Here is a 22818-nt window from a genome sequence, read left to right as displayed (position 1 = left end):
ATGACGAGAGGCATTTATTTCGGCGTTGACCTGCATGGTCACGTCAACCCAACGCTTGGACTTATTCGCGAGCTTACGGCGCGAGGCGAACATATCCGGTATTATTCGGGAGAGAAGTTCCGAGATAAAATTGAAGCGGCCGGCGCACAATTTGCAGCGTATCATCACCCGCTCGATTTCGGCACGATCAACGCTGGAGGCATCGATACCTTCCTTGTTACCGCCGACTTTATTCTCGACCGAAGCCGTCAAATTGTAGGGGCTACCATTGATGAGATTCAAGACTGGCAGCCTGATTATATTGTGCATGACGCTTTTTGTTATTGGGGCAAAGAATTAGCTGCAAGGCTGGGCCTGCCCGGTATCTCCGTCTTTGCAAATTTTGCATATATTGACGAGATGGCAGAAGTCGACCCCGAATTTTTTATGGAATACGTGCTCCGCGCAGGGGACGATCCTGTCTATACGAAGAACAAAGGCAAGACGGATGTATACCGTAGATTGGAAGCCAAGCTGAAGCAGCTACTATCAGTAAAATACGGTGTCCAGCCATTACAGCTGATCAATGATATTTTCTGCGGGAAGGAAAAGCTCAACATATTACCGACATCACGTGAATTTCAGTTATATGAGCAAGCGTTTGACGACAGCTATGTTTTTGCCGGATACGCTATTGAACAACGCCAGGAGCCGGACGACTTTCCGTTCGAGCAGCTTGACGATAGACCGCTGGTCTATATCGCTTTGGGCACGATTTTTAATGATGCAGAGCATTTCTATACGAAATGCTTGGAAGCTTTCCGGGACAAGAACGTGCAGGTCGCCATGTCGATTGGGCATCAAGTATCCGTCGAGCGTCTGGGACAGCTGCCGGACAATGTCATCGTTCGTTCTCATATGCCGCAGCTGGCGCTGCTCAAGCGTGCTTCCGCATTCATTACCCATGGCGGGTCGAACAGCATTCACGAAAGCTTGTGCCTGGAGGTTCCTATGGTTGTCGTACCGCAAAGCTTCGATCAATTCATGGGGGCGCTCGCCGTGGAGAAATCGGGAGCCGGGATTTTTTTGAAGGGTGACGACTGGCAGCCGAACGAGCTTGCGGAGGCCGTATTACGTGTCCAGAAGGAGCCATCGTTTCGCGAAGCTTGCCTTCGGATTCATCAGTCACTCGAATCGGCAGGCGGTCCAGCGCTTGCAGCAGATGCGATTCTGTCCTTCGTTGCAGCCGAACGCAGAAAGGCGCTTCAACGATGAGCCGCCGGTGGAGAAAGCTGCAGGCGCTTCTATTTATGATGGCAGCTTCCGTGCTCCTGTTGTCCGGACAAGCGGCTGCTGAAATTGTTGCGCCTTCACAAGAGAAGCTGATTAAGATCGATGCCTACATTCGCAAACAGAAGGATCGTGCAGAAATTCCCGGACTTGCAGTTGTAATCGTACAAGGGGATAAAACGATATTTAGCCAAGGATATGGCTGGGCGAATAAGGAAGACAAGATTCCTGTTACAAACGATACGTTGTTCGAGCTCGGTTCAACGAGCAAAGCGTTCTCTGCGCTTGCCGTCTTCCGTCTCGAGAAGGAAGGACAACTCAATCTCGACGCACCAGTCCGTCAATATTTGCCTTGGCTGCGCTTCACCTACAAAGGAGAAGAGGCTGTCGTAACGCTTCGGCAGCTGCTTCATCATACGAGCGGTATTCCTTTTCGAACGATAGCGGGTATACCGGTATCGGAGGATGAGAGCGGACTGGAGCAGACAGTCCGTACGCTCGAAGGGATGGAGCTCGATTATGAGCCGGGTGAACGCTATGAGTACGCGACCATCAATTACGACGTGCTAGCGTTAGTTGTTCAGCAGACTGCAGGCATACCGTTCGAGCAATATATGCGGGAGCAAATTCTCGACCCGCTTGGCTTAACTGGCACCTATATGTTCAAACCGCCTGAAGGCGCACCATTCGCTCAAGGCTACAAGCCCGGACTGCTTCGCGCGCAAGCCTACGATGCTCCTGCATACCGCGGCAATACGGCGGCAGGATATGTTATCTCCAGCGCTTCGGAAATGGAGCAATGGTTGAAAATTCAACTTGGCACAGCACCCAATCTCTCGCTCGATCCAGAAATTGTCCGTCAATCGCATATTCCAGACACAACGGTACCGCCGAATCCCGATGGCTCGTCCTATGCCGCTGGCTGGGGCGTGTTCCAGAAAGGTACAGGTGAGCTTGCCCATGAGGGCAACAATCCTAACTTTTCATCCTTTGTCGTGTTCCGTCCGGTGGACAGCATCGGAGTAGCATTGTTGGCGAATCAGAGCAGTATCCACACGATGATGATCGGCCAAGGTATCATGAGCATGCTCATGGACAAGAAAATGCCGGAACCGGTCAAGGATACATGGAAAAGTCTGGACAATACCGCTTCGGCCGTATTATTTACTGCGGCGCCAGTCATCCTGCTGACACTGTGGCAGTTATTTATAACGTTCGTGCAAATTGCGCGGCAAGAACGTCGCTTTACAAGCCGTCCTGCCCGAGCAATGGCCGTAAGCGTTGCGCTTATCGTAGGACTAACGGGCTTTGGCTATTGTCTATACCGAGTCCCCGATGCGCTGTTTAATGGTTTGACTTGGAAATTTTTCACCGTATGGGCGCCGTTTACGGTGCCTGCAGCTGCATGGACAATCTTCGGAGCTGCGGTGCTGTTTGGCTTCTATTATGTGTTGACCACATTGGCGCCGAAGCAGCGTGACAGATCGCTGCTGCCATTGATCGTGCTTAGCCTGGCCAGCGGCTTCGGCAATGCGCTTATTATTTTCATCGTCAATGCTGCACTTGCGCATGTAGATGACGACAAGTTTCCAAGCGGATTACTGCTTTATCTCGTCGCCGGTATTTTCTTATATGTTGCCGGTCAGAAGCTCGTCCGTACTCGACTGATTCATATTGCGAATGAGCTCGTCTATCGCAAACGGGTGGAACTGATCGAGGTCGTACTGAAGGCACCATTCCGTCGGTTAGAACGGTTAGAGCAGGGTAAAATTCAAGCGGCGCTCAACAATGATACGGAGACGATCAGTGAGTTTTCTAATATTGTGGTTACCGGTGCCACCAGTCTCGTGACTTTAATTTTCTGCTTTATCTACATGGGCACTATAAGCGTATACGGCTTGCTCGTTTCGTTGTTCGTCATCGTCACCGCAGCAGGACTTCACTTCTTGTTCGGGCGCCAAGCCCATCGCATCTGGGAACAGACACGCGACATTCAGAACATCTTCTTTGCATTTATTCATCATATGACATCTGGCTTTAAGGAACTGACGCTTCATGAGGGTAGAAGAAACGATTTCCAACAGGATATGGTTTCGAGCTCACGGATATACCGCGACAAACGGATTCGGGGCGATATGAAATTCGCCAACGTTAATGTAATCGGCGAACTGATGTTCTCGCTGGTCGTCGGCGTTATTGCCTTCCTGTTCCCGGTCTTGTTCCCAGAGATGAAGGCGGCGTCCGTTCAAACCTACGTCTTCATTCTGCTCTACATGACAGGCCCGATTCATGGCATTCTTGGTACCATCCCGAATCTAATTCGGGTGCGAATCAGCTGGGGCCGGATTAACAATCTTGCGGAAGAATTAGCAGACGACCGAAGTCGTACAGAGCAGTCAGATCAATACGAATCAACTGATTTGCCTATAGAAGACGGATCATTCCATACGCTGGAGCTGGATCGGGTCATGTACCGACATCCGTCTAGAGATGAAGGAACCGTATTTACGGTCGGACCGGTCAGCTTGTCGTTCCGCACCGGCGAGGTGACGTTCATTACCGGCGGCAACGGCAGCGGCAAATCCACGCTTGCTCGGCTTATAACGGGGTTGTACGCTCCGGACGAAGGACAAGTGCGGATTAATGGAAAGGCGCAGGAGCCGGAATGGCTGGGCCGGCATTTCTCTGCGGTATTCGCAGATTTCCATCTATTCGAGCAGTTGTACGGCATCGACGTCTCCGCTAATAGATCGGCCATTGAACGTCATCTGACACGACTACGACTAGAAGACAAAGTACAGATCGGTAAAGGTCCGCTGGATACGCTTGCATTGTCTACCGGCCAGCGCAAACGGTTAGCCCTTCTTATCAGTTACCTGGAAGACCGGCCAATCTATCTGTTCGACGAATGGGCAGCGGATCAAGATCCCGAATTCCGGCAGTTCTTCTACGAATCACTTCTTCCGGAGCTGAAGGAGCGGGGCAAATGCGTCATTGCCATAACACATGACGATCGATATTTCGGACTGGCGGACAAGATCGTCAAGCTCGAGCTAGGACAAATCGTCGACATTGAAACAGGGAACCGAATACCCGCATCATCGAATGCGGCAGGATAGCTGCAGCTTAGAGGGAGGGAATACGATGAGCGAGGCGACAAAGCTGGACCGCGCAAGCATTGAAGACATTACCGCACTGACTCCTGTACAGGAGGGCATGCTGTTCCATTACCGCAGCGGCAAGCATGAGGGCAGCTATGCGCAGCAGCTGAGCATCCGGTTAGAAGGCATGCTGAATATGGAAGCGCTAAGCAGTGCTTGGCAGCAAGTGGCGCGAGTAAACGAAATGCTTCGAACGGTGTTTCGTTGGGAGAAACTGGAGCATCCCGTGCAAATTGTACTTCGTGAGCCAAATATTCCGATCAGTGAGAAGGATTGTTCGGCGTCTAGTTCCAAAGCAAGAGAACGCCTAGTCCATATAGCTAGAGAAGAAGAGCTGTCAAAGCCGATTGACTTAACAACACATCCGCTACGAGTGCTTGTATGCAAGCTGAATGAACATAGCTTCGAAATGATCGTCAGCTGGCACCATATTTTGTTCGATGGGTGGAGTAACGGTGTTCTAATCAATGAGCTATTGACGGCCTATGATGCATTCGCAGCAGGCAACAAGGCACCGATTGTACGTAAAACGCGATTCAAGCAATTCGTGGCGTGGCATCAACAGGCTAACCGCGAAGCCAATCGGAATTTTTGGATGAACGAGCTCGCTGACCTTGGCGATCGGACTACGCTGCCTATACGTCACGGTACAGATTACAAAGCAGACCGCCGTCGTGTATCGGGCTCCGTTGCTGCTCCACTGATACAGGACACGATCATTAATTTATCCGATTACGCCAGACGTTTAGGCGTAACACCAGCATCGGTGCTTTACGCAGCGTGGGCACTGCTGCTCTACAAATACAGCGGAGCACCAACCGTCGTCTTCGGAACGACCGTCTCAGGACGCACCCCAGAGATAGAAGGGGTAGAACAGATGGTGGGGTTGTTTATTAACACCGTTCCGCTTCGTGTGGAATTGAATGATGAAGCCGAGGTTGAACAGGTTATCCAATCCGTCGATGCAGCGCTTCGCCGAAGAGAGCCGTATGATAGCTCGCCGCTGATGGATATTGCAAGCTGGAGCGGTGCGAACGGAGCGGAAGAGCTGTTCGAAACGATCGTCGTGCTAGATAATTATCCGCTCGACACTGCAATGCTCAAGAGCTCCAGACTTACCGTTGTCGGCTACCGGATGCAAGAATCGACCCATTATCCGCTGACGCTGGGCATAAACACGTTCGGTGAGTGGAGAGTTGAGCTTGAATACGATGCATCAAGCTTTTCTGAAGAATCAATTAAGCGGATGGTTGGCCACTATCAATACTTGTTATATCAAACGCTCCTTCAGCCGCAACAGAAGGTCAGTGAATTAGAACTGATAACTGCATCAGAGAAGGAACGGATTCTTACCGTCTTAAACCAACCGATTCGCAAGCCGCTCTGCGAGCTGGTGCATCACATTTTCGAGGAACGTGCACGTACCCATCCAGACCTGCCTGCGGTTATTAGCGGCGGGCGAAGCTACACTTACGGCAGCATCGACGCGAGATCAGACATTATGGCGCGAAGACTTAGGCGTGAAACGTTCACAAGCGGCGAGCGGCTGGTAGCGCTGCTGGCCGAACGATCAGAACAATGGATCGTCGCCATGCTCGCAATCTTGAAGGCGGGCTGCGGGTATATTCCGATTGATGCAGCCTATGCGCCTGCCAGAATTGCCTACATGCTGGAGGACAGCGCAGCAGAGCTGTTGTTAATCGGCGACGGTGTTGAAGTGCCAACATCCTTTACTGGGCGAATCATAAGGCTGGAGGAAGCGGAAGCTTGCTCAGATGATGATGAGGACAACTTTATCAAGCAAGAAATAACGTCCGAGCAAATTGCATATGTCACCTATACCTCGGGTTCTACCGGTGCACCTAAAGGGGTTATGACCGAGCATCGTCAGCTGCTCGCCTATGTTCTTGCGTTCCAGCGCGAATTCGGGCTTGGTCCTGGAGACGTTGTGCTGCAGCAAGCCTCTTGCTCCTTTGATCATTTCGTGGAAGAGGTGTATCCGGCGCTGTTGAGCGGAGCCGCTATCGTTATCGCACAGCGTGAGGAGGTACTTGATCCAGATCGACTCTTACAACTGCTGCAGACTTATCAAGTCACCTTCGTTACGGTCCAGCCGCTATTGCTGAGCGAATTGAACAAGCGGGGCGGGGTCCCTAGCGTCCATACGTATTTAAGCGGCGGTGACGTGCTTAAAGCAGTTCATTATGACCGATTAATTGAGAATGCCCGCGTATATAACACGTACGGACCGACAGAGGCGACAGTGTGTGCTGCCTATTGGCAATGTGACCGGTCGAAGGAGACTAGCATTCCGATTGGGTCACCGATCGCCGGTTACAACATTTATATTACAGATCGGAACGGCAGGTTGATGCCGATTGGAATACCAGGCGAAATTTGCATCGCCGGCAATGGTGTTGCGCGAGGCTACTTACACAATGCAGAGCTGACGAACAGCAAATTCATCCCCGATCCGTATCGTCCTGGCAAGAGGATGTATCGAACGGGAGATGTTGGTGTATGGCAGGAGGATGGTACGATCCGTTTCGAGGGCCGCACGGATGAACAGGTGAAAATTCGTGGCTATCGGATCGACCTAAGCGAGATCGAGCTTGCGCTTCAAGCCCATCCCGCAATTGGTGAAACGGTCGTCTTAGCAGCAGAAGACGCAGCGGGAGAGAAGCATATTGCCGCTTATCTCGTGACATTAGATGAACTAACTGCATTCGAACTGAGGGAGCATCTCACTCACCGACTTCCAGCCCATATGTTCCCGTCGGTCTATTATCGAATTCCATCGATTCCGCGTACAAGCAACGACAAAGTGGATAAAAAAGCGCTGCTTCTATGCACGGATCGACTTCCGTCTGGAACAAGATGCAGCGAAGCGGCAAGCAATACGGAGAAAGCCATCATAGCTATTTGGCGCGAGGTGCTGAAGCTTGACGATATCGGACCGGACGACCATTTCTTCGATATCGGGGGCAATTCCTTGCTGCTCATGACGCTGCAATCGAAGCTGGAGCGGACCTTCTCCGCTGGCATTACCGTCACCGATTTGTTCTCAATGCCAACGGTAGGCAAACAGGCCGCTTGGCTGGACAGCCGGCGAAAGCGAATGGAAGTGTTCGCAATTGATGGTTATCAGCGTATGCCCGAAGAATGCTTCCGAGGACATGCGGGTGCAAGTGATATATACGCTGCTGAGGACCCGATTACAATGCATGTCCCATCAAGCATCGCTCGCGCGCTGTACCGGTTAGCCTCGGAATATTCGGTTGAACGCATCGACATCATGGCTGCAATGTGGGGCTATTGGTTTGCAGAGGCAATTGCAAGCAGAACGTCAGTATTTCATATTACTGTAAATGGAGGTCACGAAGCGCTTCCGATTCGGATTGACTTAGATACCGCACATAACTTTCCTGGCTTATTTGCGCATATTGCTAAGGCAAGGAAAGCAGCGGCAGCCGAGCCTGATTCAGCAGTAAGGACTACATCAACCGATACGGCAGTTATCATTCCGTTACAACGAATCGGCCGGTTCACTCCTGAGCGCGATGCATTCGAGACGATGTCGCTCGTCTGCCGATCGGAAGAGCTTCTGCATCACGATCGAACCGAGCTTATCGGGCTGTACGATTGGATACTCATCATAGATGAACGAACTAGTCACTCGGATGAACTAGACTTGATGCTGTTGTACCGGAAGGGACGTTATCAGCCGGAAACTCCGGAATGGCTAATCCAATCTTATTTCGACCTGCTGCGGCAGCTATCTGGGATCGAGGTGGCAACATGAGCTTATCTTTCAGCCTGTTCTTCTTCTCCTCTGACAGCGAGGAGAATGAACGGGGCAAATACGCATCGCTGCTCGAATTAGCAGCCGAAGCGGACGAGCGTGGATTCGAGGCGGTGTGGACGCCGGAACGGCATTTTCACCGATTCGGCGGATTATTCCCTAATCCATCCGTTCTTGGGGCAGCGCTTGCAGTACGAACCGAACGAATCGGCATCCGGGCAGGGAGCATCTCGCTGCCGTTCCATCATCCGCTTCGTGTTGCGGAAGATTGGTCGATTGTCGATAACTTGTCAGGAGGAAGAGTGGGCTTGTCCGTCACGTACGGCTGGCATTCGAAGGAGTATGTATTTGCGCCAGGCTTGCATGCCTTGCACAGGGATGAGAACCGCGAAGCGATGTTCGATCGGCTGGCACAGCTCCAGCGGATATGGCGCGGTGAACCGATTAACTTCCCGACCAGTGAGGGTGAGCAAACGATTGAGCGTTTCTATCCGCCTCCCGTCCAGAAGGAATTGCCGATCTGGGTGACGACGGCAAGATCCCGCGACAGCTGGAGACGAGCAGGAGAGATTGGTGCGAACGTCCTGACCGCGTTATATGCCATCGACAAGTCTGCTCTCAAAGATCATATCGCCGAATATCGTCAAGCGCGCCGTCTCAACGGGCATCCGTCTGACGGACAGGTGACCGTCATGCTGCACACGTTTCTTGGGGACGACTTGATGGAGGTTAGGGAGAAGGTACGTGAGCCGATGCTCCGCTACTTGTCGCATCATACGGAGCTGTTCGACTCGGCTCATATCGCTCGTGAGCTACGCGTCGATCCGTCCCGCATTACTGAAAAGCATCGTAGATTGATCGCATCAGCTGCATTCGAACGGTATTGGAATGACAGTGCGCTTTTCGGTACACCGGATACGTGTAAAGCAATGGCTGACGAGCTTCAAGCAATGGGCGTAGACGAGATTGCATGCTTAATCGATTTCGGCGTATCTGAACGCCTTATGGCTGAAAGCTTGACGCGAATCGATCGGCTTCGAATGCATTACGCAGCAGATTCATCAGAGAAAGAAGGGAGCGGAATTTATGGATAGATGGGCGATGCTGTTTCCGGGTCAAGGCTCGCAATATCCGGGAATGGGTCAAGAGCTGTACAAGGAATGTGTAACGGCTCGGCGCGTATTCGAGGAAGCGGACGATACGCTCGGTTATAAACTGAGCGATATTATTTTCGGCTCGGACCCGCATAGATTGACCCGTACGGAATTTACGCAGCCTGCACTGTTAACGGTCGGGATGGCCGCTTACCGGGTCTTTATGGAACGGATCGGCAGCGCAGCTCCACACATGGCTGCAGGGCATAGTCTTGGAGAATGGACGGCACTCGCATGCGCAGGCGCAATAACCTTCACAGATGCGTTGCGGCTTGTCGCGCTGCGCGGCCGCTTAATGCAGGAGGCGGCGGACGAAGGAGCAGGCGCAATGTGCGCCATTATTGGCCTCGAGGCAAGCATCGTTGAGAAAAAATGCCTCGAGCGCAGTGCGGCCGGCGCGGAGGTCGTCATCTCCAACTACAATTCTCCTGTCCAAACCGTAATATCCGGACGTGCCGAAGCTGTGCACAGCACCTCTGCCGAACTGGAGGCTCGCGGAGCGAAGGCGGTCTATCTCAACGTAGGCGCTGCGTTCCATAGTCCATTAATGGCAGCCGCTGCAGAGCAGTTGGAGAACGCTTTGGAGAAAACGGCATTTACTACGCCATGCTGGCTCGTGCTGTCGAATGTAACGGCACTGCCACACGGTGCGCCGGATGAAATCGGAAGGCGGCTCGTCGAACAGATTACAGCGCCTGTTCAATGGACAGCAACGATGAACTATTTTGAACAAGCAGGGATCAGTACGGTTATCGAGCTTGGACCACAGACTGTGTTGAGTCGTCTAGCCAAAGCAAATACGAAAGGCATTCAAGCGTATTCATTTGAGAAGCCGAGTCAAGCGGAGGAGCTTCACGAGAAGCTAAAGCCATTCTTCACTGTTTCTCACTCATTAACGCGTGGCTTCATTACCGGATGTCTGACCGCTGCGGTCTCGACACGCAACCGCAATTGGGACGAGCAAGCTTACCAGGAAGGTGTCGTGAAGCCTTATCGTCAAATAGAAGCTATACAGGAACAGCTGGACGTCGAACAACGTGAACCGTCGCCGGAAGAAATGCGAGCAGCGTTAAAGCTGTTAGTGTCCATTTTCGAGACGAAGGGCGTTCCAGATGACGAAGCTACACAGCGTTTGCAGGAAATTGTGTCGCGGACCGCAACCGGTCATTTGTTCCCCGAGTACACCGAATCAGTAGAGAGCACCAATCGCGCGACGGCTGATGTCGGGAGGTGATGAAGATGGATTTCGGTACGGTTCGCCTGCAAAGCATGGAAATGGTGAAGCGTGCAGCGCCTGCAGTAAAGCCTGCGACCGATTCAGATATCGCAATCGTCGGAATCGGAATGCGGCTTCCATATGCGAATTCGGAATCGGAGCTGCTGCAGTTGCTGAGGGTAGGAAAGGATGCAATCCGCAAGCTACCTAACTCTCGCCGCATCGACACGGATCGTTACTTCCGCACAGTGGGGGTAGATCCATCAACACTTCATTATGGGGAGGCCGCATTTCTCGAGCATATCGACCGCTTCGACTATTCATTCTTTAAGCTGTCGCCTAAGGAGGCCAGTCTGCTCGATCCGAATCAACGCCTGTTCTTGGAGACTGCATGGTGTGCGATTGAGGATGCCGGTATGGGCGGCCGCCGTCTGGCAGGGAGCCGAACAGGCGTGTATGTCGGCTACGGCTCGGACTCCGAATATAAACGAATGATCGACCAAGCCGAGCCGGAATCCGCCTCAATGGCGATGCCGGGTAACGTCAAGCCGATTATTGCCAGCAGACTGTCATATCTGCTTGATCTGCGTGGTCCCAGCTTGCTTGTCGATACGACGTGTTCTTCCTCGCTGGTCGCCGTCCACTTGGCATGCCAGGCTTTGCGCAGTGGAGAATGTGAACAGGCGATTGCTGGAGGCATTCAGCTGCATTTGCTGCCAGTCCGGGAATTCGAGGTCGGTATTGAGTCGTCTACGGCGAGAACGCGAACGTTCGACGATGCCGCAGACGGGACGGGAACAGGTGAGGGTGCAGTTGCGATCGTGTTGAAGCCGCTCAGCCAAGCGCTGCGGGATCGCGATCCGGTATATGCCGTAATCAAAGGAAGCGCCGTCAATCAAGACGGCAGCTCAGTCGGAATTACAGCACCGAATGCGGACGCTCAGGCCGATGTGATCTCGGAGGCATGGCGGCAGGCCAGCATCGATCCCGAGACGATCGGTTATATTGAGACGCACGGCACAGGCACGCGACTTGGAGATCCGATCGAAGTGGAGGGCATCCGCCGCGCATTCAGTCGCTATACCAACCGCAAAATGTTTTGCGCCGTCGGCTCCATCAAAAGCAACCTTGGTCATCTCGACAACGCAGCCGGCATAGCCGGTCTGCTCAAGACGGTTCTAGCATTGAAGCACCGTCAGCTGTTTCCGACGCTCCACATAGAGCGGCCAAATCGAACAATTCCTTTTGTCCTGTCGCCAGTTTATATTAATACGCACCTCTCTGCGTGGGAAGAAGGAGATACACCGCTCCGTTGCGGCGTCAGTTCCTTCGGCATTAGCGGCACGAACTGTCATGTGGTGCTGGAAGAGGCTCCTGCTGCAGCTAAGAATGAAGAAGAAGTGCCAAGTGAAAAGGTTGAATTGCTGCCGCTGTCGGCGCGTTCAGAAGCATCCCTGCTGTTATTAGCACGTCAATATGCAGACTTTATCGATGCGAACCCGAACATGCAGCTCAATGAGCTTTGTTATACTGCATCTGTTAGCCGCGGCCATTATTCATATCGAATCGCGATAGTGGCCAGCACTCTACATGACGTATCCAAGAAACTGCGCGAACTAAGTGTTGAACAGCTCCACGGACCTACTACGCCAATTATTGAAGCGAATGAACGTGCCGATCATGTGCTGAACGAGCTTCTCCGCAATGAGGACTTCTATGTCCATTCAATAGAAGAGATAGGAAGATTATATGAAGCCGGTGCGGAGATCCGCTGGGAGAAGCTGTATGAGCGGCGGTATCTGGCGAGATTGAATGTACCTGCTACCCCATTCGAGCAGCAACGATGCTGGCTGCATTGGCCTGATGACGCAGCAGACGTTAAGGGGCATGCGACAGCGCCTAGCCGGTATCACCGTCTGGAGTGGAGAAAGGAGTCTGTATCGAATTCTTTATTAGTAATGGAACAGCCTTCTACTCTTATAGCAGGAACGGACCAAACGCTTATAGCCCGTGCTGCGGCGAGGCTTCGTGCAGCGGGCCGCTCGATGGCGGCGCAAGAGCCGTCCGTTTATGAGGCCGTACTGACTAACGAGACAACGAGCAGAGATGATAGCAACTTGTCTCCTATATCGGCTTATGCCACACAGTTTGATACTTTTCTCCGTCAAGTGGAGGGAACTGCTGTACAGAGAATTGTTGTGCTCCTGAACGAAGAGGAAGAGACTGATGCCGAACAAAGGCTGGATTATGGTGCTTGGTTGGTACTTGGACTGCTTCGAGCACTGGCCGCCATGGATCGGCAAGAAACGGTTGAGCTTATTCTTGCGGCTGCCGGCGTTTATAGGGTAGACGGCAACGAAGCTTGTACGAATCCAAGTGCAGCAGCGTTATTCGCTTTGGGCAAATCCATTCAGTGGGAAATGCCGTATATCCGAGTTCGTACGGTTGATTACGGCTATTGTACTGATGATGTCGACGGTCTCACCGCAGCATTGACACGCGAAGCAGATGACGGTGCACCATATTCAAGTGCATGGCGCAGCGGACAGCGTTATGTCGAGAAGGTGAGCGTGCTTCATTATAATCCAGCAGATCAGCCTGAATTTGTATGGAGGTCAGAGGGCGTATACCTAATCACAGGAGGATTAGGCAGTGTTGGCCTTCGAATCGCTCAGCGGATCGCAGCCAAGGGAGCCGTACGGATCGTTCTGATGAATCGAACTGAGTTTCCTCCACGAGAGGTTTGGGACTATATTCTCTCCGATGATCCGAATTCCGACGCGGCACATCGAATACAGACGATACGCGAGATCGAATGGACAGGCACACGGATCGAAATAATTCGTGCCGATGTCTCCGATGAACGATCACTACGTGAAGCGGTGCGGTTGCTTCGGCAGCGATGGGGCCGCATTAATGGCATCGTGCATGCCGCCGGCAATTTGAGCGGGGAATATTTGGTTAAGGTGACGGAGTCAGACTTCGATAGTTTTACAGCAGCGAAGATACGTGGCACTCGGCTATTGGATGAATTGACCCGTTCAGATTCTCCGGACTTTCTGATTCTGTTCTCATCTGCTATCACGCTTATTGGAGGTGTTGGATCTGGCCCGTATACGGCAGCTAACGCATGGCTGGATCACTACGCTGCTGCTCGTTGTGCAGAAGGTGCTCGTATATTCTCTATTGGTTGGCCGACCTGGGAGCAGGCGGTCCTAACTGCAGATCCAGAAGCAGATGAGCGCAAGGAACTATTCAGGATTTTACGCACAAATGACGGGCTAGATGCGTTTGAGCAGCTGCTCCATATGGACGCTCCTCATGTTATCACTGGGGAATGGAATCGAGAGAGCGCGCTTTTCACGCTGAGTGAACGACTGCCTTTCCGAATCGACACTGTGCCAACTGAAAGAGTGACACAATCGATTCATAAGCTTTCCAATTCGAGTAAACGAAACAAACCCGTTAAGCTGAGAGGCAAAATAGAAGGCGCTTCTTACTCTGAGGTAGAGCAGAAGGTAGCACAAGCTTGGATGGCGGTGCTCGGCTACGAGGAGCTTGGCATAGACGACAATTTTTTTGATCTGGGCGGTGATTCAATCCTAATCACACGGCTGCATGAGCGGCTGCAAGAGGAGTTCCCTGGCCAGACGAAGATTGCCGACCTGTTCAGCCATCCGACGATTGCGAAGCAATCAGCATTTCTGACGGACAAGGGTTTAATCGACGAAGCAAAAGACGTAACGGATAAACAGAGTGACAGTAACACAAAAGTGTCCACCGATATCGCCATTATCGGTATGTCCGTTCGTCTACCAGATGCACCGGACTTAGAAACGTTCTGGGCCAATTTGATCGGCAGCAAGGAATCGATTCGTGCGTATCCGGAGAATAGACAAGCAGACGGACGCAGATTCATTTCGCATTTCACCGATGTACCAGATACCGATGTGCGATTTAGTTACGGTGGATATTTAGAGCGTGTGGATGAGTTTGATCCGGAATTTTTCGGAATTTCTCCGCGAGAAGCAGCGCTCATGGACCCGAATCAACGGCTGTTCCTGGAAGCATGCTGGGAAGCAATCGAAGACGCAGGATACGGAGGAGGAAAAATAAGCGGCACTCAGACCGGCGTCTATCTCGGATATGCCGATTGGCCAGTCTATGGACAATACATTACGAAGAAGCATCCGTCGCTCATCCACGCCGCGGGAGCAGGCAATACTCCGTCGCTCATTGCGAGCCGTATTTCGTATTTGCTCGATCTACAGGGGCCAGCTTTTTTGGTCGATACTGCCTGCTCCTCATCCTTAGTCGCTGTACATCTTGCTTGTCAGGCCATTCGTAGCGGCGAATGCGACATGGCGATTGCAGGCGGGGTGAAGACTTGCCTAATGCCGATAGAGGGCGTCTTCGAGATCGGGATCGAGTCGTCTCAGTATAGAACGCGCGCCTTCGATGACAGCTCGGACGGAACGGTATGGGGCGAAGGCACTGTCGCCATTCTGCTCAAGCCATTGGAGCAAGCAATGGAGGACGGTGACCGCATATATGCGGTCATCAAAGGCTCCGCCATGAATCAAGACGGAGCATCTGCCGGCATTACGGCTCCGAATGCAGCAGCGCAGGAGAAGGTCATTGCGCAAGCATGGGAGAATGCGGCAATCAATCCGTCTACCATTACCTACATCGAAACGCATGGAACGGCTACCAAACTTGGCGACCCAATTGAGGTCGATGGCATACAGCGAGCATTCGAACGCTATACGGACAAAAAGCAATTCTGTGCAATCAGCTCGGTGAAATCGAATATTGGTCATCTCGACAGTGCAGCCGGTATAGCGGGACTAGCCAAAGCTGTCGCTTCGCTCCTATATGGTCAGTTAGCGCCAACGCTTCACTTTGAGCGACCGAACCGGAATATCGCATTTGCGCAATCACCCGTCTACGTCGTTGACCGCCCGCAAACTTGGGAGACAGAGGACGGAATGCCGCGGCGCTGCGGCGTCAGCTCATTCGGCTTCAGCGGAACGAACTGCCATATCGTGCTGGAGGAAGCACCGAAGAGGATAGAGCGATCGTCTCCAGCAAGCGAGGAGTCGGAAGGCTGGCGCATTCTAACGCTGTCCGGCAAGTCGGAGTCGGCTCTTCAGGCTCTAGTGACTCGTTACCAGGTTTTCTTGAGCGAAAGCGTTGATTCGATCGACGAAATTTGTGTAACCGCGAACATAGGAAGAGGGCACTATGCTTATCGGGCTGCATTCGTATTCTACAGCCGCCGTGAGCTGCTGGAGCAGCTCCAGCAATTTGAACGACTTACTGCTAGTTCAACGCAGGTGACCCATGATCCACCTAATATTTTTCGAGGTTATCATAAAATCGTCACGGGGGATCGAAATACTGAGACTGACGGACTCATAACTGCAGCTAAGCACCGCCAGCTTTCTGAAGCGGCATCAACACTGCTAGATTCAGTCGGCAGTTTCTCGAAGATTGGTGCCGAAAGCTTGTTCGAGCTTGCTAGGTTGTACATTTCAGGAGCCGAAGTCGATTGGATGAAGCTGTACTCACACTCACATACTCAGATTCGCAAGGTACGCGTCCCGGTCTATCCATTCCAACGAAGAAGATGCTGGATTGAATCGGATACACATTCAAATCCGACAGAAGCGGTCTCCACCATGAAAGCCTCAACTAGCCAGCTGTCCAATCCTATGCCGGTAAACATTGTGCTGAAGGGGGCTTCTTCAGATTACATTGATCCGCTTCTGGATAGTCTTGGGCAGCTGTGGGGTAGATTGTTAGGTCTATCGGAGCTTAGCGTCGATGACGATTTCTTCGAGCTTGGCGGACATTCACTGCTTGCGATCGAGCTGGAGAGAGAGCTTGCAAGACTTAACATCGACATTGATGCGGACGAGTTGTATCAGTATCGTTCGCTCGCTGCGTTAGCAAGCCACATTCGCAAGACTTGTGGTGAAGCGGCAATAGATATTCCGAGCCTAGAAACTCGAACCTTGGTCCAGTCGCCAAATGTTCAAGCAACGACTTTATCGACGCCTGCACAATCTATCTCACAAGAACGACAGGAGACATTTGAACCAACGAATGGGAAAGTGCTGGCTGAAACGTTAATTTTGCCAAACATCGAGCCGTTCAACGACATTTTTTACCGGAACTGTTTCTACAACTCGATGTTTCCCGTCATCCGCAGCTTTGGACGAAGCATCGCGCCGTTCTTAGCTAACGATCTGATTCTATACGAGGAGAACAATGGTCATTTCGCTGTACGTTATGACGCAATCCAGCAGATGGAGGTATTATTCACGAACAACAACATAAGGGCAGAGCTTCGCTACGGCAGCAGTGACATTGTGAATGAACTGCTAGTTAGCTTGTCCTCCGGCCAACCGGCCGTCGTCTGGGTTGACTGCTATGAGCTGTCTATTCGACAGGACGCATTCGGCAAACGGCATATTGATCATACGCTGCTCGTATTCGGATATGACCGCAGGGAGAGGCTGTTCCACGTCGTCGAGCATGATCGATTGGAGAACTTATCGTATCGAAGAAGAACGCTGCCATTTACTGATCTGGCAAATGCGTTCGACAGCTTCGTTGAGCGATACGTTCGTACAGGGGAACATGAAGTGACGCATTACCTTTTTGAACCGATGTCAAATGATTCAGCTTCGACTATTGATCCCGTTATTCAGTGGGCGCGATGCTGGCACAAAGGGCGGCTGCTGCTGCAAGAAAGCTTGTCGGCGCTTAGCCGTATTCAAGCAGATTACATCCGGCTGACAGCAGAGGACAATAGCTTACGTCCACATGTTGACCGGTTCATCGCCTTCCTGAATGATGCGACAGCAGCCAAGCGTGTCGAGCTATATAGACTCCATACACTGCTGCCTGAGGCGAAGGAGGAACAGGCACTTCTGAACAGTATATTGACGGACTGGGAGTACGTACGCAAAGGGATGGCCCGTTACATGTACGGCGACGTTTATCGGTCGGAAGTGTTCGAGTCTGGAGCGGACCGGCTCACCCAAATTGCCGAGAAGGAATTGAAACTTCAGCAAATGATTACCGCCCAGCTCGATGCAATTGCAGAACGGGCTATTAACTAAACAGAGGAGGAGTACGTATGACAACAGCTATTCGTGATAAGGTGATGGATTTGTTGAAGGAAGTGCTCGGAGATGAGGCTGAGCGATTAGAGGAGATTGGACCTGATGAGGATTTGGCCCAGTTCGGCGTCAATTCCGTTACGTTCATCCGTCTAGTGCTTGCGCTTGAAATGGAATTCGACGTTTCCTGGGAGGATGACAATTTGCAGTATCAAAACTTTTTAACCTTAAATAATATTGTCCAATACGTCGAAGCTTCGATGCAAAACACGGCTTAGCGTGCCCGCATCTATGTCATTTAGTAGAAGAAGCTGCAATACCCAATCTTCTCATTAGGAAAGGTGGCACCTTATGTGGACGAACGCCGGAACGCTTCGAGATGATAAGCTGATCGAGCACGTGCAGAGCTTAACGCCGGTTCTTAAACAATTGACGATATTTCCATCCGAAATTTGCAATTATCGCTGCTCCTTCTGCCACATTTGGGGCGATACGGGCTGGGCGCTTAAAGAGCCGCAGCGGGTCATTCGAGAGCAGCTTGATATTGAGGTGCTGAAGCGGTTCATCGACAACATTCCGAAGAGCCGCAATCCAATCGGAGTTATTCTAACCGGTGGAGAAGTTATGCTGTATAAACACTTTGAGGAGCTTGTTTCGCATTTGCGCAGCAAACGAATGAATGTCTACGTCAATACGAACGGTTCCTTAATTAAGAATCGCATCCCGTTCCTAATCGAAAATACGGTCGTCGTTAACATATCGATCGATGGTCCAGAGGAATTTCATGATGCGATTCGCGGCAAGGGGAGCTATCAGACGATTTGTGATAATATCGAGGCGCTAATCGCTGAGAAGAAACGCCGCCGTAAAATGTTTCCTTTCATCAGCATTAACATGGTGCTATCTACGTCTAACTACAAAAGCGCCAAAGACTTTATCCCCGCGCTGCGGGAACGGTTCAAGGATGCAACGGTTGTGCTCCATGATACGAAAAATCCATGGGCGAAACGCCGCGACATCTCGGTCAATTTCGCTCCGCTGCTCTACACGACAGAGCAACGGGGACGTGCATATGCGAAGCAAATGAAAGAGCATCTTGACTGTGACGTCTCTCCGGCATGGCAGGGATTCGTGGAGGATTCGATTCCGATCGATACCGAATGGCTGAAGCGCGACCTGCAGGACATTTGGGCCGCAGAACGCGTCGACTATTCCGATTATGTTGATATTCATGACTATTATACAGACATTGATAATGTATTCGGCCGATCCAAATGTGTAGCGCCCTGGCACGAGCTGATCATTCGGCGGACAGGCGACGTATATCCATGTGTCGATTTGCCCGACTACAAGCTCGGTAATATTTATCAGGACAGCTTTGAACAAATATGGGAAGGAGAACGAGCGGTTCGCTTCCGCGATTATTTACGGAATGATAATCTTATGATGTGTAACCGGTGCACGCGTCTGTTCGCCGATCCGGAATCATTCTAACTGCGAAGCAGCCATGTGCAGATCCGAAGAAAACAACCATCGTTGATGACGGTGGTTGTTTTCTTTACCAAGGAAGAGAAGATCACGTATACTATGAGCAAAGTGTGAAGGGCTGCCTTGATGAACGTTCGAAGAGACTTATTTCGATATATTAATAGGTAGAGATACATCATTAATCTATAATCGATACGAGGGATGCGAAGTGAAATACTTCACGAAGGATTGGTTTGAGGAACTACAACTATCATGCTTATTGCAATTCCCCGAGACGAAAGAGGAGTGGGAAGAGGAAGTATCGCTTTATGAAGCCGAAGGATTTAATTTTGAAGAAATGAGTCGGCTTACACTTGAACGCGACAAGTCTAAGTTTCTGAAATATTTGCCCGATGCGTTTCATCCATATATCCTTGACGGGACTTTAACAACCCAGTACCCATCCGAACAGCTTAAATTAATGGCCAAACAATGGGTAGAGAAAACTCGGAAACAATCGAGAGCGTTAGGAGAGAAATACCACGGCCACTATATGGCGATTAGAGAATCGCTCCCGGACAATGTCGTTCAATTGTGTAAAAAAACCTTGCATGATGCGAGAGTGCTTTCGACTGAGAGACGTTCGCAGGACACATTCAGCATAACTTTGGACTGCAAGGGGGCATTTCATTACCATACGAATGTCATCATCACTTTTACAGGTGTGAGCCATATACAGCCAGCCGACCTGAAACCGAACAGCAGCTGGCTGTACGATGAGGTGTATCTGACGAACACTGGTTTTGAGCTTCATGTATTGTTTGAATGTCCATTAATGGAATTTATCATAGCAGCGGATAACGTTACGATTGAAGTTCTTCCACAAAACACCTAATTCATCTCACCATTTAATGTCGACAAAATCGCTCACGTCGCGATCCTTCTTCAGCTGCCGGCTCAAATAGTTATCCTTCGTAATCTTAGTCGACGAATGATCAACCGTTTCGGAGATCCAATCCAGCGGCGCTCCTTTGGCGTAAGCAGTCTGTGCAAAATAATGCCGCATAAAATGGGGCGTAACCCGATGACCATGAACCGTCGTTAAGCCAGCATCCTCAATACACTTCGACAGATAAGTCGATAAGCTCGATAACGAATAACGCCGTCCGAGGCGATTAGGGTAGAAGGGGCTGTCGTCTTCGCTGTTCAGCTCCGTCCGCAGTCCAACCCGTCTCCGATATTCCAACAATGCCTGAAGAGCATAGTCTTTAATATGAACGTGACGGATTTTATCCCGTTTCGTCCGTGTAATGAGATAATGCTTTCTCTGACGCCGATCCCAATACAAGTCCTTCCAGCACGGCGTTATCACCTCATTCAACCGCATACCGCTAGTTGCCAATATAAGCAGGAGAGACTGCACCTTCGGATTGTCCTCATAAAACGCGATTGCGTCCTTCAAATCCAGCTCGTCGATGTCTCGTTCCGGAATTTCCTCTTTCACAAGCTTGACCGGACGGAGGCCGCGCGCAATATTTTTCTGCAGATAACCTTCCTCATAACACCACGTTAGAAAAGAGTGGACGATCACGACTTTCTTCGCCAGCGTGCTCGATTTCGCATACTGTTGTTCGAGATGATTCTGGAACGTCTCCATATCGAAGCGCGAGAGCTGCCGAATATCGTCCTTACCAATTACCGCCACATATTGCAAGAAAGCGACCAGCATCCTTATGTAATCTTCTTTAGTTTTGGGCTTCCTCGATTTGTCTCGATTATGGACGTACAAATAAACCATTCCTATATTCGATACTTGAGAAAAATCGTAGTTTCCATCTTCATCCTCATAAGCTGATACACTTCTGCGCAAATCAACATAATGGCTGTTGTTTGTCAAAGCGTTGATTAACTCATTGCGATTAGTGTAATCAATAAATAGAAGAGACTTAAATATTGATTGTTTATCCTGTACGAGTAGTTTATTCATATAATATTACCGCCTAGTTTAGGTTTACCTCTTTCTATTATAGCAAATAATGACCTCGAAAGTTATATCTTCATATGAAGATCTATTATTCTATTCAATCAAAAATAACTGTACATTCTTTTTGTTTAAACTTAATTATCTCCAATACTTATTAAATGAATCTATTTTTCGAACTTTAAGTTTTCTTTTCTTAATAAATAAAAAGTGATATTTAAATGACTATAAATAGGACATCTTTGCTTCATTGTGTTAAAATAAACTAAAAGAGAACAAGCTAGAATAGGCGTATAAAAATTATCTGAGGTGCAAGATAGAACATGACTGAATATATCAACTTAGTTCAAACGGCTCAAGAGATCGGAATTACAACTACATCGTTATATAAGATCATTAATCATGAAGATCCGAGCAAGAGATTAGAGCCTGTCAATCGTTCGACCCATCGAGGGGATGGTGGATACCGCTTCCGTCTCCGTGACGTGCTGGAGTTCAAGCAGAATTACGTGAAATCCGATTTGACCTCGGTTGAGGCGGCCAAACGGCTCGGAAGATCGGCTACCTATGTACATAAGCTGATAAAGGACGGTAAAATACCCTTTTATGAAGAAGAATACCGGGGGAAACGAACCTATTTTATTAAAGAAGAAGAGCTCGAACGGTATATGCGAGAATATCCAGATGCCGGAAAAACTGAAACGATCTACGACAAACGTACCGGATTGTTCTTGTACCAGCCGTTTGAACGCGATGGAGTACTTGCGAGAATTGTGGAGCTGAAGCGAATCAATAACCGCAAAATCGAAGCAGTGCTTCGAACGTATCAGGACGAGCTTCTCGCTTACGACGAGGCGATGGCGCAAGGATGGCAGCCATCGCTTACCATTGCGGAGCGTAAACCCATCAATGGATATGGTTACGCCCGATTTGAGTTCCCAACTCCGAAATCGGTAGACTCTATTATTTTTGCAATTATAGAAGCGTTGTTCCAACATGCAGGTCCAGCCAATTTGAAGCTGACGAACGAAGATGGACGATTAGTAGCCGAAGTCCGCAAATGTGTGTTAGACGGCGTCATGCCAGCAACCCATCCAGATTTAATTGATAAGCTGAAGCTGTTCCTGAAGTCAGGAGAAATTATACCGAAATACGACGGAACGCTCATCGATACCGGCTTACTGCCCGTCACGTTGTATTTGTCCGAAGAGAAGAGGAGGGAACTGACCCGCAAAGCAAAAGAAAGAAATATGACGCTTCAAGAATGGATTATGTCACGAATTGATTAACAGATCGGCGTTTTCCGACATATCGAGTAATCGCATTCGGGGTGCAAGTTCAGGTCGTTTTAATTAAACGGCCTTTTTATGTTGTGAATTAATAGGTGTTATTCTGAGATCGATTAAAACAACTTTAATTTACATAATATAAGCTATGTCAACTAGAGCTGATAAAATAACATAAATATCATTATGTAAACTTACTAAAGTTGAGCAACGTATTAAATTATCGCAGTAAAATCTATATTTTGTCTCGTTCAATTTGGGGCTGATATAAACTAACATATATTTGTAATAATTACATCTCATAGAAAAGAAAGGAGGACGGTATTTCAACGGACTGGAGCGAAACCAGAAT

At 50.1% G+C, this 22818-nt stretch carries 11 protein-coding genes; 10 read left to right on the top strand and 1 reads right to left on the bottom strand.

What is annotated here, in order from left to right; translation table 11 throughout:
* From PXY01_RS15880 to PXY01_RS15840, 9 genes are all read left to right on the top strand, one after another.
* Positions 1–1254 (top strand): macrolide family glycosyltransferase, encoded by a 1254-nt coding sequence (locus tag PXY01_RS15880; RefSeq protein WP_127571033.1) that lies wholly within the window; start codon positions 1–3, stop codon positions 1252–1254.
* Complete coding sequence (locus PXY01_RS15875) at positions 1251–4388, top strand: cyclic peptide export ABC transporter (RefSeq protein ID WP_127571031.1); 3138 nt, start codon at positions 1251–1253, stop codon at positions 4386–4388. Before PXY01_RS15880 ends, PXY01_RS15875 begins: the two co-directional genes overlap by 4 nt.
* 25 nt (positions 4389–4413) lie before the next feature.
* On the top strand, positions 4414–8232 hold the full coding sequence (locus tag PXY01_RS15870; RefSeq protein ID WP_164744455.1) for a non-ribosomal peptide synthetase: 3819 nt from the start codon (positions 4414–4416) through the stop codon (positions 8230–8232).
* Positions 8229–9326 (top strand): MupA/Atu3671 family FMN-dependent luciferase-like monooxygenase, encoded by a 1098-nt coding sequence (locus tag PXY01_RS15865; protein WP_164744454.1) that lies wholly within the window; start codon positions 8229–8231, stop codon positions 9324–9326. The genes PXY01_RS15870 and PXY01_RS15865 overlap by 4 nt, the downstream gene beginning before the upstream one ends.
* Positions 9319–10620, top strand: a complete 1302-nt coding sequence (gene fabD / locus PXY01_RS15860) for an ACP S-malonyltransferase (protein ID WP_127571025.1) — start codon at positions 9319–9321, stop codon at positions 10618–10620. The genes PXY01_RS15865 and fabD overlap by 8 nt, the downstream gene beginning before the upstream one ends.
* A gap of 5 nt (positions 10621–10625) precedes the next feature.
* The gene (locus PXY01_RS15855) at positions 10626–17732 is read left to right on the top strand and encodes an SDR family NAD(P)-dependent oxidoreductase (protein WP_164744453.1); all 7107 of its coding nucleotides are present in this window, start codon (positions 10626–10628) and stop codon (positions 17730–17732) included.
* 17 nt (positions 17733–17749) lie between these two features.
* Positions 17750–18010, top strand: coding sequence for an acyl carrier protein (locus tag PXY01_RS15850; protein WP_127571021.1), 261 nt, complete (start codon positions 17750–17752; stop codon positions 18008–18010).
* Positions 18011–18083: 73 nt separating this feature from the next.
* Complete coding sequence (locus PXY01_RS15845; protein WP_127571019.1) at positions 18084–19226, top strand: radical SAM/SPASM domain-containing protein; 1143 nt, start codon at positions 18084–18086, stop codon at positions 19224–19226.
* A gap of 202 nt (positions 19227–19428) precedes the next feature.
* Positions 19429–20094: a DUF4085 family protein gene (locus PXY01_RS15840; RefSeq protein ID WP_127571017.1), complete on the top strand. Its 666-nt coding sequence runs from the start codon at positions 19429–19431 to the stop codon at positions 20092–20094.
* A 6-nt stretch (positions 20095–20100) separates the two neighbouring features.
* Here PXY01_RS15840 and PXY01_RS15835 read toward each other — a convergent pair whose 3' ends face one another.
* Positions 20101–21186 carry a tyrosine-type recombinase/integrase gene (locus tag PXY01_RS15835; RefSeq protein WP_127571015.1) on the bottom strand — a complete coding sequence of 362 codons (1086 nt, stop codon included), beginning with the start codon at positions 21184–21186 and terminating at the stop codon, positions 20101–20103.
* A gap of 317 nt (positions 21187–21503) precedes the next feature.
* On the opposite strand from PXY01_RS15835, the gene PXY01_RS15830 reads away from it, so the two are divergent.
* Positions 21504–22469, top strand: a complete 966-nt coding sequence (locus tag PXY01_RS15830; protein ID WP_127571013.1) for a helix-turn-helix domain-containing protein — start codon at positions 21504–21506, stop codon at positions 22467–22469.
* Positions 22470–22818: the final 349 nt, after the last annotated feature.

Origin of the sequence: Paenibacillus xylaniclasticus (assembly GCF_004001065.1) — a bacterium.
Classification (GTDB): domain Bacteria; phylum Bacillota; class Bacilli; order Paenibacillales; family Paenibacillaceae; genus Paenibacillus_T; species Paenibacillus_T xylaniclasticus.
This window is presented reverse-complemented; position numbering and strand designations above follow the sequence as displayed.